Here is a 13,734-nt window from a genome sequence, read left to right on the forward strand (position 1 = left end):
CGGGCAGAAGTTCGCGAGGACATGCTGCTTCACATACGCCCACACCGGCTCAATCGGATTCAGTTCAGGCGCGTATGGCGGGAAGTACACCACCGACAATCGAGGTTCAGCTGCAACGAAGGCGCCCAGCGCCTTCGTCTTGTGAATGCGGGCGTTATCGAGCAGTACCGTGATCGATCCAGAAATGTGACGCAACAGATGCGACAGAAACGACAGGACGTGTGCGCCGTTGATCGACGCTGGATGCGTGTGTTGCAGAAACTGTCCCGTCGTGGCGATCGCTCCAATCGTCGACACGCTGTCCCAGCGGTACTTGGACACCAACACGGGCGTCTGACCACAGGGGGCCCAGGTGCGGGTCACGGTGGGCTTCAAGCTGAAGCCCACCTCATCGATGAAGACGAGTGTTTCTCCGGCCTCAACTTTTTTTTTCCAACTCGGGCACCGTGGTGTCCACCCAGGTGACGAGGGCCTCCTGATCCTGTTCTCGTGCCCGCCTCATCGGTTTCTGTGGTGTGAATCCCCACTGCCGTAAGAGCCGACTGAGGTGATCGACGTCGTACCACACGTCGTAGGTCTGGCCGATCAGCTCGCGCACCTGTGGGCACGTCCAGCGGGCATTCGGGGCCTGCGCGGGGCCCGGCCCCGCGCTGAGGATCGTCATGATCTGGGCGATCTGAGCGTCTGTCAGTCGTGGTGTGCGGCCTGGAGCAATGGTGGCTTCAAGAGAGCCCTGTGTGCGCAGACGTTGTCGCCATCGTCGAACGGCACTGCTGCTGACGCCGCACCGTTCGGCGATCTGGGTGGAGCTGAGCTCCCCTGCGCGGAGATACGGCTCAGCGAACAGTCGCCGTTCTTCCATCTGTTCGCGGGTCCACCGGGTGGGTTGCCAGGCTGGCGGCATGCCCTCATCGTACCCCTCTCGTTACGCTCCAACGCAGGAATCAATAACTGCAATCCGCGTCCCGCGAGCTGCGCCCCACCTCCCTATACTGTTCTCTTGGCATATGAACCCGCGTCCCGCTCAACGGGAGTGCGCGGAAGGGAGGCACGCCCATGCAGGAACTGCTGGAAAAACTCGCGTCGCTCCGGGAGTACCTTTGACATTCCCGGAAAAACACGCCGCCTGAACGAACTCGACCGTGAACTGAGCGACCCGGAACTCTGGAACGACTCCGGCCGCGCCCGCAAGGTGACGCAGGAAGCCGGGACGCTGCGGCGCGTGGTGGAGGGGTACCAGACCCTGAACTCGGACGCGCAGGGCCTCAGCGAGATGCTGGAAATGGCCGACGCCGACGAGCGCGAGATGCTCATGGAGGAGCAGCAGTCCATCGAGAAACGCGTGGACGAGCTGTACAAGGAGACGCTGTTCACCATGAAGCACGCCGACACGGCGGCGATCGTGCGCGTGAAGAGCGGGGCGGGCGGCACGGAAAGCATGGACTGGGCGGGGATGCTCACGCGGATGTTCATGCGCTGGGCCGAGCGGCGCGGGTACAAGGTGGACCTGATCGATCAGGTGGACGGCGATCAGGCGGGCGTGATCAGCAGCGAATTCATCATCCGGGGCGAGAAGGCCTTCGGGATGATGCTGCCCGAGCATGGCGTGCACCGTCTGGTGCGCGTGTCGCCGTTCGACAGCAACAACCGCCGTCACACGTCCTTCGCGTCGGTGGACGTCGTGCCGGAGGTGCCGGAGGAGGAGATCAACATCCACATTCCGGACAGTGACCTGCGCCGTGACGTGTTCCGCTCGCAGGGCGCGGGCGGGCAGGGCGTGAACACGACCGACTCGGCCGTGCGCCTCACCCACCTGCCGACCGGGATCGCGGTGGCGTCGCAGCAGACGCGCTCGCAGATCAAGAACCACGAGATCGCCCTGCAGATCCTCAAGCAGCGCCTCTACGACATCGAGATGCGCAAGCGCGAGGAAGAGGAAGCCAAGGCGCGCGGCGAGCAGAAGAAGATCGAGTGGGGCAGCCAGATCCGCTCGTACGTGCTCGACAAGCAGTACATCAAGGACCACCGCACGGGCGTCATGAAGCACAACCCGGACGACGTGCTCGACGGTGACCTCGAGGACCTGCAGTGGGCAGGCTTGGAATGGATGGCCGGCAAGCGTGTCGCGGAGGAAAGCAGCGACGACGAGTAACCTCCGGTCCGGACCGGCCGGTGTGGGGGGAGCGTGTCGCGGGGGCGGCGGCGCTCCCCCTCCTGCTGTCCCGTGACGGTGACCGTCCATAATAGGGGCCATCTGGAGAGGCCAGCTGGATGGGCCGCGTGGCTGGGCTGCATGAATGGGCCGCCTGGACAGGCACGCCGCGGCGTCCGTGCTTGCCAGGGGCGGCGGAACGTGACACCCTTGGGGACAAGCATGACAGAGGCCAGCACCATCTCTGGGTACACCCTGCACCGCGTACTGGGGCGCGGGAACACCTCACTGGTGCGCCTCGCGACCGGCGCGCAGGGTCAGCTGGTCGCGGTGAAGATCCCGCACCCGGAGACGCTGGCCGTGCAGGCCGCCGCCGAACGGTTCGGGAACGAGGTCCGCCTGACGCTGCAGTTCCGCCACCCGCACCTCGTGCGTGGCTTCGACGGCACGCCCTTCGGGCCGGGGGCGTTCCTGGCGATCGCGTATTACCCCAGGGGCGCGCTGAACGAACAGCTCGCGGAACTGCCCGAGAAGACCCTGCCGCTCCCGGCGGCGCTGCGGATCCTGGCGGACATCGCGTCGGCCCTGACGTACCTGCACCACCAGGGCGCGGTGCATCAGGACGTGAAGACGCAGAACGTGTACGTCACCGACGACGGACGCGCGGCGCTGGGGGACCTGGGCAACACGTACTTCGTGGCGCAGGGCGGCAAGACCAGCGGCAGTCCCTTCTACATGGCGCCGGAGGTCTATCAGGGCGAGGCGACGAGCAGCGCCAGCGACGTGTACAGCCTGGGCGTGATGCTGTACGAGCTGCTGGGCGGGGACCGGCCCTTCCACGGACACACGTACGAGGAACTGATGGTCGCGCACCTGACGCGCTTCCCGATGTCCATGACGCAGGTCAACCCGCTCGTGCCGCGCCCGGTGGGGCGACTGGCGGAACTGGCCCTCGCCAAACGACCGGCGGACCGTCCGCCGGCCGACCAGATCCGCCGCGCGCTCCTGAGTGCCCTCGGAGAAACCCCGGCGGACGAGGTGTACGAGGAGGACGCCCAGCCGGAGCCGGAGGCCGCGCGGCCGATGGGTCGGCACGCACCGGCGCAGGTGCGCCCGGCCGCCACGCCCGCCCCTGAACCGGAGAGGGGAGCGCGCTGGAATCCCTTCCGGCGCCGCAAGTAGAGCGGCCCGCCGGACTGACACGGGCCTCAGCGCAGCAGGCCGTGCATCTCGTAGCGTCCCGCGAGCTGCCGGAAGCCCAGGCGGCGGTTGACGGCCAGCATGGGGGCATTCAGGGAATGGTTGTTGGTCCGCATGGTTGTGAATCCCCCGGCCTGGGCGCGCTGCACGACCTGAAGTTTCAGCGGCAGCGCCAGCCCGCGCCCGCGCGCGGACGGGTGCAGGGCGGTCAGTTCGTTGTACACGAACGGCAGGTGCCGGAAACGGACCATGGCGGTGGTGCCCAGCCACTCGCCGTCCGGGCCGAGGGCCAGGATCAGCCAGTCGGGGCGGGGGTCGCGGTCCAGGCGCAGGGCGTCACGCACCTGCGTGGGTGTCCAGCGGGGGTACCCGGCGAGGTCGGGCGTCTCGGTCAGGCGGTCGGCGACGAAGTCCACGTACCGCTCCAGGGTCGCGTCGCCCTCGCCGCGCAGGTCGGTGAAGGTCACGCCCTGCGCGCGGGCGGCGTCCAGCTGCGGCCGGAAGTCCGCGAGGTTCACACCGGTGAGGTCCAGTTCGGAGGCGTAGCGGTGGGTGCGCAGCGTGAAGCCGCGCCGCTCGGCCCAGGCGCGGTGGGCCGGGTCGGCATCCGGAACGTCGCTGCTCAGGCCCCGGGCACCCAGGTCACGGGCGGTCTGCTGCGCCGCCTGCCACAACCGCTGGCCCACACCCTGCCCGCGCGCCGCCGGGAAGACCAGCACGCTCACCTGCAGGAAGTCCGGCGGGATGAACAGCGAGGGCTGGAGCTGCCAGCCGCCCAGCACCTCACCGCGACGGACGAGCAGCTGCCGCGTGGCCTGTGGTCCGGGGCCGCGCCGGGCGTCGGCGGCGAGCAGGTCCGCGCCGCTGGTGCTGCGGCCCCCAGGCTCAGCAGCGCGGCGAAGGTGTCGGCGTCGTCAGAGGTGTAGGGGCGCAGGGTCCAGCCGTCCGGGAGGGTCACGGAACGGCCTTGATCAGCTGCCGGATGGCGCCTAGATGGTACGCGACGTGCGCGACCGCGCCACTCAGGCCGCCGGTCACCTCGCCGTCGGCGGGCCGGTCCTCCCAGGTACGGGCGAAGGTCACCAGGGCGTCGTAGGCGGCGCGCAGCCGCTCGCGGGCGGCCTTCCACCCGGCGGCGTCCACCTGGGCCGGTTCGAAACTGCCTTTCCAGTCGAAGGGACCGCGGTCTCCGTCGCGCTCCCAGCGGACGATGACTTCGAGGTGGTAGGCCACGTGCGCGGCGTGCGCGGCGACGGTACTGCCCAGCACCTCCCGGCTGGCCTGCTCGGCACTCAGGGCGTCCAGGGTGGCGAGCAGCCCGTGGTTGCCGCTGCCGTCGGCTCTGGTGCCGTCTAGGAAGGCGGTGCCCTGGCCGGGGTGGCCGCCCAGGGTGGCCTCGCGCAGGATGTCGAGGATGCCGCTGACCGCGCTGGACGCCGACGGGATGGGGTCGCTCATGCCTGCCAGCGTACGGGGCGAGGCGGGGCTGGACATGCGTCATCTGACGGCTGGCAACCGCGCGCGGACTCTGGTAATGTGGTGAGTTGCGCTGCCCGGCGAGGCCTGACCCTGTCAGGACACTCCGCCTGCGTGCGGCGACAGAGGAGGTGAACTATGAACCAGTACGACCTGAACCTGATCCTGAACCCCAACCTCAGTGCCGAGCAGGTGGGCATCGAGAAGGACTACATCGAGACCACCGTGAAGAACGCGGGCGGGGAAATCAGCAACCTGGACGAGCTCGGCAACCGCCGCCTCGCCTACGCCGTGAACAAGGACCGCGAGGGCTACTACCTGATGTACACCATCAAGGCCGCCGGCAACCCCGAAACGGACATCGCCAGCACCCTGCGTCTGCGTGACCACGTGCGCCGCGTCCTGGTGGTCAAGGACCGCCCGGAGTGGAAGACCAAGAAGGCCTGATCTCCTTACGCTCTTGACGTAATGAGATCGGGTTTGTTACTGTACGGTCAACCCGCAAGGGCCACACACGCCAGCCGCATCCAAGACCCCAGTACGAATCCTGCCGGATTCAGCCAGCAACAAAGGAGACCACGTCATGGCCCGAGGCATGAACCACGTTTACCTGATCGGCGCACTCGCCCGCGATCCCGAACTGCGCTACACCCCCAGCGGCACTGCCGTATTCGAGGCCACCATCGCCGGTGAAGATCACGTCATCGGCAACGACGGGCGCGAACGCAAACTCCCCTGGTACCACCGCGTGTCCATTCTCGGCAAACCCGCCGAGTGGCAGGCCGAACGCAACCTGAAAGGCGGCGACGCCGTGATGGTCGAAGGCAGCGTGGAGTACAGCCAGTGGGAAGCCCCTGAAGGCGGCAAACGCAGCATGGTCCGCGTGAAAGCCCTGCGCATGGAACAGCTCGGGTACACCCCCGAACTCGTTCAGGACGCCGGAGGCGGCGTTCGCATGAGCAGCGGCATGAACGAAGTCATTCTGATCGGGAACGTCACCCGTGACCCCGAACTGCGCTACACCCCCGCCGGCGACGCCGTGCTCGGACTCGGCCTGGCCGTGAACGAGACCTGGAACGACCGACAGGGCCAGCGACAGGAGAAGACCCACTGGATCGACGTGACGCTGTGGCGCGACCTCGCCGAACGCATGAAGGACCTCCGCAAAGGGGACCCCGTGCTCGTGCAGGGACGACTGGTCAACGAAGCGTGGACCGACCGCGACGGTAACAAACGCAACTCCACCAAAGTAGAGGCGACGCGAGTCGAAGCCCTGTCCCGAGGCGCAGGGGCCGGTAACCCTGCAGCCACCCCCGCCGGACCTCGCACGCAGACCGCGAGCAGTGCGGCGCGCCCCCAGAGCGGCGGCTACGGCCAGCCGAGCCGGGCAGCGAACACGGGGAACCGTTCGGGCGGCTTAGATATTGACCAAGGTCTCGACGATTTCCCACCGGACGAGGACCTGCCGTTCTGAACCCCGCTTGGGGAGAGGAACGCAGATTTCAAGGACTAACACATGACCCAGACCAACAGCGCCGAGCGTAAACCGCGCGGCAAGGGACCCAAGCGTCCCCGCAAGCCCAAGGTCGATCCGTTCTCCATCGGGGAACTGGAAATCACCGACTACAAAGACGTGAAGATGCTGCGCCGTTTCGTGAGCGATACGGGCAAGATCCTCCCCCGCCGCCGCACGGGCCTCTCGGCCAAGCACCAGCGCCGCATCGCGCAGACGATCAAGATCGCCCGCCAGCTGGCCCTGCTGCCCTACACCGAGAAGCTCGTCCGGAAATAAGGAGAATTGACATGCAAGTAATTCTTCTTGAACCCGGCAAGCTCGGCAAGACCGGCGACGTCGTGAACGTCAAAGACGGCTACGCCCGCAACTGGCTGATCCCCCAGGGCATCGCCACGCCCGCCACCGCCAGCAACATGAAGAGCCTCGAGGCCCGCATCCGCGCCCGCCAGAAGACCCTGGCGGCCGAGAAGGCCAGCGCCGAGGACCTCGCCAGCCGCCTGAACGGCGTCGCCGTGGAACTCAGCGTCCGCGCCGGCGAAGGCAAGATCTACGGTGCGGTCACGCACCAGGACGTTGCCGATTCGCTCGACAAGCTGGGCTTCGACGTGGACAAGCGCCGCATCACGATGCCGAAAACCGTCAAGGAAATTGGCGAGTACGACATCTCCTACCGCGCCCACCCCGAAGTGAGCATCCCCATGAAGCTCGTGGTGCACGCCGCGAAGTAAACGCCCCCGCGCGTTTGACCCCCGCCCCCGTGGCGGGGGTCTTCTGCTTTCCTGGCCTTTCACTGGTACATCCACACCTGGGGCAACGTTGACCTGCCTGGGCGGATAGGGTCAGCGCATGCGCCCCGCCCTGCTGTCCACCCTCCTGTTCCCTGCCCTGATTGGCTGCGCGCCTCAGGATGCGCCTTCGCCCACGGCACCCACTGCAGCAGTCCTGACCCTCGATCCTGCCGAGCCACGGGTCGGGCAGGAGCTCCGGTTCACGCTGCGCAGCCCGGTCAGCGGTGAAGTCGCCCTGTTCATCGAGTCGCCTGACGGCAGCGTCATCCAGCTCCTCCCGAACCGTCAGCCCGACGGTCAGGTGCACGTGAATGCCGATCAAACCCAGCTGTTCCCCTCGGCCAGCAGCACCTTCTTCCTCCGTGCCAGCGCGCCTACCGGCGTCCACACGGCGCTGCTGTACGTCAGCAGTGGCCCGCTGAACCTGAGTGGCGTCAGCGATTACACCAGTCCCAGTTCGGTGTTTGCGACGGTCCGTTCCCAGGGAGCGGGGGCACTGCTGGGCCCGGTCGCCGCGAAGGTGAAGCTCCTGAACCCCGAGGTGGCCGGTACCCTGACCTTCACCGTCCAGCCCTGATCAGCGCCACCCGGCCGAAGCGGTTCTGAAGAACCGTCGTTCCTGCCGCCTGCCCGGACTGACGGGGCAGGCCTTCGCGCGCTGCTGGGCTTTCCCGCTACACTTGGGGCGAACGTCCCCACACGAACCAGGGTGGCGTTCACCCTCAGTTTCTCACCCCGGGGCGCGTGGCCATGCAGGCGCGTGCCCCATGCAACACACCATCAAAGGAGCGCACCGTGACGATCACATGGATCATCGTGGCGCTGCTGCTCGGACTGGTCGGGGGGTTCCTGGCGGGGCAGAGTCGTGGGGCGCGGCAGCGCGCCGAGATCGACGACCGCCTGCAACAGGAAGCCCAGCGCGACGCGGACCGTATCCGCGCGCAGGCCGACGCCGACGCCCGCACCACGCGGGCCGAGGCCGATCAGGACAGGCAGGACGCCACCCGCAGAATCAAGGAAGCCAGTGACCGCGAAGCCCAGCTGAACGTGCAACTCGCGCAGTTCGACACGCAGCTCACGCAGTTGCAGGGCCAGCGTGACCAGATCAGCGCCCTGCGCGCCGGACTGGAGCAGGAACGCGCGCAGGCCAAGCAAGACGCCGCCCGGGAACGCGAGGCGCTGAGCGGCGACCGCCAGGAGACCCGCCGGGAACGCGAGGAACTCAAACGCGAGATCGAGCGGCTCAACCGCCGCGCCGAGCAGCTCGACGCGCGCGGCGAGAAACTCGACTCGCTCGAGGAGCGACTCGAGGACCGCGCCCGGCACCTGGGCACGCAGGAGCAGGAGATCGCGGCGCGGCTGCATCAGGCCGAGCTGAAACTGTTCGAGATCGCGGGCCTGTCGCCCGAGGCGGCCCGCGCGGACATCCTGACCCGCCTGGACGCCGAACTGGAAGAAGAGAAAGCGATCCGCGTGAAGGCCATGCAGGAGCGTGCTACCGCCGACGCGAAACGCTCGGCGCGGCACGTGATCGCGCAGGCCATCCAGCGCAGCGCGTCCGAGACGAGCGCCGCCCTGAGCGTGTCGGTCGTGCCCATCCCGAACGACGCCATGAAGGGTCGCCTGATCGGCCGTGAGGGCCGCAACATCCGCGCGTTCGAGGCCTTGACCGGCGTGGACCTGATCATCGACGACACGCCCGAAGCGGTGATCCTCTCCAGCTTCAACCCGGTGCGGCGCGAGGTCGCCAAGCACGTTCTGGACGCACTGGTCGCCGACGGCCGTATTCACCCGACCCGCATCGAGGAGATGGTGCACAAGGCGCAGGACGAGATGAAGGCCTTCATGCACGCCCAGGGCGAGGAAGCCGCCATCGAGGCGGGCGTGGTGGGCATCAAGCCGGGCCTCGTGCAGTTGCTGGGCCGCATGTACTTCCGCACCAGCTACGGGCAGAACGTCCTGAAGCACTCCATTCAGGTGGCGCACCTGACCGGCATCATGGCCGGGGAGCTGGGGCTGGACGCCGGCATGGCCCGCCGCGCCGGACTGATGCACGACGTCGGCAAGAGCATCGACCGCGAGATCGACGGCACGCACGTCGAGATCGGCATCAACCTCGCCAAGAGGTTCGGGGAGCCCGCCGAGGTCATCGACGCCATCGCGCACCACCACGACCCGGAGAACGGCGAGACGCTGTACTCCGTGCTCGTCGCCGCCGCCGACGCGATCAGCGCCGCGCGGCCCGGGGCGCGCCGTGAGGAACTGGAATCGTACGTGCGCCGCCTGGAGATGCTGGAGCAGATCGCCGTGTCGTTCCCCGGCGTGCAGCAGGCGTACGCCATCCAGGCCGGGCGTGAGGTGCGCGTGATCGTGCAGCCGGACAAGGTCACGGACGCCCAGGCGACCCTGCTGGCCCGCGAGATCGCCGGGCGGGTCGAGCAGGACATGGAGTACCCCGGTCAGGTGCAGGTGACCGTGGTCCGCGAGAGCCGCGCCGTGGAACTCGCCCGCTGAGCGGAAGCGGACAGAGGAGGGCCGGGGCCATGCGCTCCGGCCCTCTTCATTGCATACCGCCCGGAACACGCTCGGAAAGGACCCGTCTGGCACGAGATTTTTCAGGCCGCTGTGTAGGGATTGACACACCCTGCATACCGGGGTATCCTACTTTTATCACCGTCCGAGAAGGGCGGATTTTTTGTTTTGGTTTCTGCACCCCCACGCAAGCCCCCACCGGGTGCCCCTCTCCCCTGCCGATCAGGCCGCCGGACACGACCCGTCCGGCGCGCAGCAGCAGGAAGATCAGCACCGGTCGGGCGTAGCCGACTGCATAGCCCCCGGCAGCTGCTCCTGCTGGAAGAACGTCCAGCACGACAGATTGCCGGGCTGCGCGCAGGACTTGACCGGCCCTGCATACCGCGCTATATTTTTCTTATCACCGTCCGCGAAGGGCGGATTTTTCGTTTTGGTCACCCGTAACTCCCGGCGACCGGCTGTCCCCTTCGTCGAGTCCGCCGCCGCCAGCCCCTTCTGGAAGGCCAGGCACCTCGACTGGCAGTGCATACCTCGGCAACAGAACCAGAAAAAAAGCCTCTTCAGGACGTCATTTTTTCAGCCACCCCGCAAGGCTTGACGCCGCCTGCATACCGCGCTATGTTGTTTCTATCACCGCCGGAGAAGGCGGGTTTTTTATTTTCTCTCCCCGGCCAGCCACGCGGCGGCACTCTGCGCGACGTGCAGGTCGTGCTCGGCAGCGCGGCCCGGGGCGGCCAGCGGGGTCAGGCGGGTGACGTCCGCCCAGACCTGCTGGCGCAGCAGCACGCCTCCCTCGCGCAGCAGCAGCGGGCCGTAGCGCAGGGCCGCCGCCTCCGGCAGGGCCGCGTAGGCCGGGTCGGGGCCGGACTGACGTTCCAGCCGCAGGACCGGGTAGCGCCAGAACCCGGGGGCCAGGACCTCCGCCGCGACGTGATAGCCGCGTTCCTGCGCCCAGCGGCGCAGCGGTTCCGGGCTGTCGTTCGGTTGCAGCACCAGCGCGTCCGGCACGCGGTCTGGCGTGCGGGTCAGGATGCCCAGCATGGTCTGCGCGCCCATACCGGTCATGCTGGCACTCTGCACCTCGCCGGGCGCCAGCGGGGCGAGGCCGTTTCCGGCGCGGACCTCCAGGCGGTCCGTGAGGCCCGCGCGGGCGACGTTCACTCGGGCGTGTTCCAGCGGGCCGGGGTTCACCTCGACGATCACGCCGCGCGTGACGTGGCCCAGCTGCGCCAGCCGGATGGGGAGGTGCGCGTGGTCACTGCCGATGTCCGCGTGAGTGTCGGCCTGGATCAGGTGCAGGGCCGCCTGGAGGCGTGCGTCAAGGTTCGGCATGCTGGTCGTCGGGCGCGTCGGGGCGGTGACCGAGGCGGGTGAGAATCACGGAGTAAGCGCCCACGGCGAGTATCACGGCGGCGATGGCCGCGCCGTACACGAGGATGTCCGTTCCGCCCTTCCATTCCAGCGCGACGCTGAAGAAGTTCACGCTGAGCGCCACGATCACGATGCCGATCAGTTTCTGTTTCAGGTCGTCGAAGGAGTCGATGTGCAGCCAGCGGGGCACGTTCTGCACGCGGCCCACGAACAGCGCCTGCAACCCGAACGAGATGATCAGCAGCGCGACACCGACCAGCAGCGTGTCGGCCTGCTCGACCGCCGCGACGATCAGGGTCTTGGTGGTGTGCGCCTCGCCCAGGTCACCCAGCGCCGCGCGGATGGTCACGTACGCCTGCGCGATGGCGGCGACGAACAGCGCGAGGCTGAACGCGAAGGAACTCAGCACGCCCAGTTCCACGATCAGGCGCGTGAACCCGAACGCGCCGGCCAGCGTGACGCGCCGCGTGCGGCTCAGGGGCGGGGCGGGACGCTTGGGCATGCCGCCCAGCATAACGGGCCCTTCAGCTGACGGCGCCCGGGAGAGGGCGCACCTCGTCCCCCACGCGGATCACGCCGCCCCGGATCACGCGGGCGGTCAGGCCCCCGTGCCCGCGCACGGCGTTGTACCCGCCCTCACCCAGCGTCTCCTCCATGCGGGAGCAGGGGTGGCACTCGCCGGTGCCCTCCAGGATCACCTCGCCGATCTGGAAGCGGCGGTCCTTCAGGGCCAGCAGGGGAATGCCGCGCACGGCGATGTTGCGGCGCAGCTGCTCCGGGCTCGCCTCGTCCAGCCCGGCCAGCGCGGCGATCACGGGCAGGTGCTCGGCCTGGATCAGCGTCACCTGCCGCCGCCCCGGCCCGCCGGGAATGGCGGGGGCGTTCGCGGGGCGCGCGGCCTCCCCGGCCTCGCCGGTCAGGGCGGTCAGGCGCGGCGGGGCGAGCTTGCCGTGATCGCCGACTAATCCCACCAGCGGGTGCGCCTCGACCTCCGTGACCGCCTGCACGGGCGCGCGCCGCGCGGGGCGCAGGCCCAGCCACTCGACCACGCCGGGCCGGGGGAAGGTGTCGCGCAACTCCTGAATGGTCTTCACCGCCCGATGCTAGCGGGTGGCGGCGCCTGTTATGCTGGGCGGCATGAGGCGTCTGACCCGACGTGCGTATCCCTGCCCGCCGCCACCGGTGGGAGCAGGGTCAGTCACAGCCTGAAATCCAACCCCCGAGCGGCGCATCCGGACAGTCCTGATGCGCCGCTCCCCCATGGAGTGCCCATGCAGAATGAAGTGAAGAGGCAAGAACCCGCCCCCATCCGATGGAACCTGCCCGTGGACGACCAGATCGACCTGCTGCGCCGCGGCGTCGTGGATCTGGTGTCCGAGGACGACCTGCGCCGCAAACTCGCCAAGGGCCAGCCGCTGCGCGTGAAGCTGGGCGCCGACCCGACCCGCCCGGACCTACACCTGGGGCACGCCGTGATCCTGCGCAAGATGCGCCAGTTCCAGGACCTGGGCCACAAGGTGATCATGCTGATCGGGGATTTCACCGCGATGATCGGCGACCCCAGCGGCAAGAGCAAGACCCGCCCGCCGCTGACGCTGGAGCAGACCCGCGAGAACGCCAAGAGCTACCTGGAGCAGTGCCGCCTGATCCTGCGCCAGGAGCCCGAGGTGCTGGAGGTCCGGTTCAACGGCGAGTGGCTGGAACCCATGGGCTACGCCGACGTGATCCGCCTCGCCAGCCGCTACACGGTGGCGCGCATCATGGAACGCGACGACTTCAAGAAGCGCTTCGAGGGCGGCGTGCCCATCGCCGTGCACGAACTGCTGTACCCGCTGACGCAGGGCTACGACTCCGTGGCGCTGGAGGCCGACGTGGAGCTGGGCGGCACCGATCAGCTGTTCAACAACCTCGTGGGACGCGCGCTGCAGCGGGATTACGGGCAGGAGTCGCAAGTCGTGATGACCCTGCCGCTGCTGGTCGGCCTGGACGGCACCGAGAAGATGTCCAAGAGCCTCGACAACTACATCGGCCTGACCGACGAGCCGCACGAGATGTTCACGAAGCTGATGAAGGTGCCCGATCCGCTGCTGGACAACTACTTCACGCTGCTGACCGACCTGCCCCGCCCCCGCATCGAGGAGCTGCTGGCCGGGCACCCGGTCGCGGCGCACCGCGAACTGGCGCGCGAGGTGGTGGCGTGGTTCCATCCGGACGCGGACCTGGACGCCGCCGAGGCCCGCTTCCGCAGCGTCGCGAAGGGTGGCATTCCGGAGAACATCCCGACCGTGACGGTCCCGGCGGCGGAACTGGCGAACAGTGCGGACCCTGAGCGGATCAGCCTGGTGAAACTGGTCGTGCTGGCGGGCCTGGAACCCAGCAACGGCGCGGCCCGCAAGCTGATGCAGAACCGGGGCCTGAAGCTGAACGGGGAGGTCGTGACGGACGCGCAGGCCAGCCTGACCCGTGAGCAGCTGTCCCAGGAGGGCGGCGCGGTCATCCAGAAGGGCAAGGACAAGTTCGCGCGGCTGGTGCTGGGGTCCTGATCCACCCCGGGGCTTCATGGGGCCTTCACGGGCTTCCCAGAGCCCCGGTCGGCTGGTCTTCATTCAATCTTCAGGTCTGTATGGGCGGGGAAAGTTATGCACAGGGCGCTGTGGACAACTGTCCCTGCCTGTGGACGACCGCTGGGCGCAGCAAAA

General features: G+C 68.1%; 15 protein-coding genes (1 of these 15 only partly in view). 9 read left to right on the top strand and 6 right to left on the bottom strand.

From position 1 onward, the window contains the following. A protein-coding gene (locus DEIGR_RS19520; protein WP_153013568.1) for an IS630 family transposase occupies positions 1-904 on the bottom strand; the annotation gives its coding sequence in 2 pieces (ribosomal slippage) (positions 1-432 and positions 434-904; 1,002 coding nt in all) (it extends 99 nt beyond the left edge of the window). A 152-nt stretch (positions 905-1,056) separates the two neighbouring features. Between DEIGR_RS19520 and prfB the strand changes: the two genes are divergently transcribed. Continuing rightward, positions 1,057-2,152 (top strand): peptide chain release factor 2 gene (gene prfB / locus DEIGR_RS00295; protein ID WP_153013569.1). Its coding sequence is split into 2 segments (ribosomal slippage): positions 1,057-1,101 and positions 1,103-2,152, totalling 1,095 coding nucleotides; the frame shifts between segments, so codons are not numbered across the junction. Positions 2,153-2,374: 222 nt separating this feature from the next. Then, positions 2,375-3,334 carry a serine/threonine-protein kinase gene (locus tag DEIGR_RS00300; protein WP_058974290.1) on the top strand — a complete coding sequence of 320 codons (960 nt, stop codon included), beginning with the start codon at positions 2,375-2,377 and terminating at the stop codon, positions 3,332-3,334. A 26-nt stretch (positions 3,335-3,360) separates the two neighbouring features. On the opposite strand, the gene DEIGR_RS00305 is transcribed toward DEIGR_RS00300, so the two are convergent. Both DEIGR_RS00305 and DEIGR_RS00310 read right to left on the bottom strand, forming a co-directional pair. After that, positions 3,361-4,134 (bottom strand): GNAT family N-acetyltransferase, encoded by a 774-nt coding sequence (locus DEIGR_RS00305; RefSeq protein WP_236704610.1) that lies wholly within the window; start codon positions 4,132-4,134, stop codon positions 3,361-3,363. 172 nt (positions 4,135-4,306) lie between these two features. After that, positions 4,307-4,810: a DinB family protein gene (locus tag DEIGR_RS00310; protein ID WP_058974291.1), complete on the bottom strand. Its 504-nt coding sequence runs from the start codon at positions 4,808-4,810 to the stop codon at positions 4,307-4,309. A 156-nt stretch (positions 4,811-4,966) separates the two neighbouring features. On the opposite strand from DEIGR_RS00310, the gene rpsF reads away from it, so the two are divergent. The 6 genes from rpsF (at position 4,967) to rny (ending at position 9,646) form a co-directional block, all read left to right on the top strand. After that, positions 4,967-5,275, top strand: coding sequence for a 30S ribosomal protein S6 (rpsF, locus tag DEIGR_RS00315; protein WP_046843752.1), 309 nt, complete (start codon positions 4,967-4,969; stop codon positions 5,273-5,275). Between the two features lie 136 nt (positions 5,276-5,411). Further along, entirely contained in the window at positions 5,412-6,302 is an 891-nt protein-coding gene (locus tag DEIGR_RS00320; RefSeq protein ID WP_058974292.1) for a single-stranded DNA-binding protein, read from the top strand. A 42-nt stretch (positions 6,303-6,344) separates the two neighbouring features. After that, entirely contained in the window at positions 6,345-6,620 is a 276-nt protein-coding gene (gene rpsR, locus DEIGR_RS00325; RefSeq protein ID WP_046843750.1) for a 30S ribosomal protein S18, read from the top strand. Positions 6,621-6,631: 11 nt separating this feature from the next. After that, positions 6,632-7,072 carry a 50S ribosomal protein L9 gene (gene rplI, locus DEIGR_RS00330; protein WP_046843749.1) on the top strand — a complete coding sequence of 147 codons (441 nt, stop codon included), beginning with the start codon at positions 6,632-6,634 and terminating at the stop codon, positions 7,070-7,072. A gap of 118 nt (positions 7,073-7,190) precedes the next feature. Beyond that, on the top strand, positions 7,191-7,709 hold the full coding sequence (locus DEIGR_RS00335) for a DUF4384 domain-containing protein (protein WP_058974294.1): 519 nt from the start codon (positions 7,191-7,193) through the stop codon (positions 7,707-7,709). Positions 7,710-7,927: 218 nt separating this feature from the next. Beyond that, positions 7,928-9,646 carry a ribonuclease Y gene (gene rny / locus DEIGR_RS00340; protein WP_058974297.1) on the top strand — a complete coding sequence of 573 codons (1,719 nt, stop codon included), beginning with the start codon at positions 7,928-7,930 and terminating at the stop codon, positions 9,644-9,646. 672 nt (positions 9,647-10,318) lie between these two features. On the opposite strand, the gene DEIGR_RS00345 is transcribed toward rny, so the two are convergent. Genes DEIGR_RS00345 through DEIGR_RS00355 form a run of 3 tightly spaced genes read right to left on the bottom strand, consistent with a single transcriptional unit; the run spans position 10,319 to position 12,129 of the window. Further along, positions 10,319-10,996: a tRNA (adenine(22)-N(1))-methyltransferase gene (locus tag DEIGR_RS00345; protein ID WP_058974299.1), complete on the bottom strand. Its 678-nt coding sequence runs from the start codon at positions 10,994-10,996 to the stop codon at positions 10,319-10,321. Beyond that, positions 10,983-11,537 carry a YqhA family protein gene (locus DEIGR_RS00350; protein WP_058974301.1) on the bottom strand — a complete coding sequence of 185 codons (555 nt, stop codon included), beginning with the start codon at positions 11,535-11,537 and terminating at the stop codon, positions 10,983-10,985. The genes DEIGR_RS00345 and DEIGR_RS00350 overlap by 14 nt, the downstream gene beginning before the upstream one ends. A 22-nt stretch (positions 11,538-11,559) precedes the next feature. Beyond that, positions 11,560-12,129: an MOSC domain-containing protein gene (locus DEIGR_RS00355; RefSeq protein WP_058974304.1), complete on the bottom strand. Its 570-nt coding sequence runs from the start codon at positions 12,127-12,129 to the stop codon at positions 11,560-11,562. Between the two features lie 177 nt (positions 12,130-12,306). Between DEIGR_RS00355 and tyrS the strand changes: the two genes are divergently transcribed. After that, the gene (tyrS, locus tag DEIGR_RS00360; protein WP_058974305.1) at positions 12,307-13,578 is read left to right on the top strand and encodes a tyrosine--tRNA ligase; all 1,272 of its coding nucleotides are present in this window, start codon (positions 12,307-12,309) and stop codon (positions 13,576-13,578) included. The last annotated feature ends 156 nt before the right edge of the window (positions 13,579-13,734 follow it).

Source organism: Deinococcus grandis (genome assembly GCF_001485435.1).
GTDB classification, from domain to species: Bacteria; Deinococcota; Deinococci; order Deinococcales; family Deinococcaceae; genus Deinococcus; species Deinococcus grandis.

Coding starts and splice junctions, on each gene's coding strand:
- rplI (WP_046843749.1), top strand. CDS start 6,632: ATGCAAGTAATTCTTCTTGAACCCGGCAAGCTCGGCAAGACCGGCGAC.
- DEIGR_RS00350 (WP_058974301.1), bottom strand. CDS start 11,537: ATGCCCAAGCGTCCCGCCCCGCCCCTGAGCCGCACGCGGCGCGTCACG.
- tyrS (WP_058974305.1), top strand. CDS start 12,307: ATGCAGAATGAAGTGAAGAGGCAAGAACCCGCCCCCATCCGATGGAAC.
- DEIGR_RS00335 (WP_058974294.1), top strand. CDS start 7,191: ATGCGCCCCGCCCTGCTGTCCACCCTCCTGTTCCCTGCCCTGATTGGC.
- DEIGR_RS00345 (WP_058974299.1), bottom strand. CDS start 10,996: ATGCCGAACCTTGACGCACGCCTCCAGGCGGCCCTGCACCTGATCCAG.
- DEIGR_RS00300 (WP_058974290.1), top strand. CDS start 2,375: ATGACAGAGGCCAGCACCATCTCTGGGTACACCCTGCACCGCGTACTG.
- rpsF (WP_046843752.1), top strand. CDS start 4,967: ATGAACCAGTACGACCTGAACCTGATCCTGAACCCCAACCTCAGTGCC.
- rpsR (WP_046843750.1), top strand. CDS start 6,345: ATGACCCAGACCAACAGCGCCGAGCGTAAACCGCGCGGCAAGGGACCC.
- DEIGR_RS00310 (WP_058974291.1), bottom strand. CDS start 4,810: ATGAGCGACCCCATCCCGTCGGCGTCCAGCGCGGTCAGCGGCATCCTC.
- DEIGR_RS00320 (WP_058974292.1), top strand. CDS start 5,412: ATGGCCCGAGGCATGAACCACGTTTACCTGATCGGCGCACTCGCCCGC.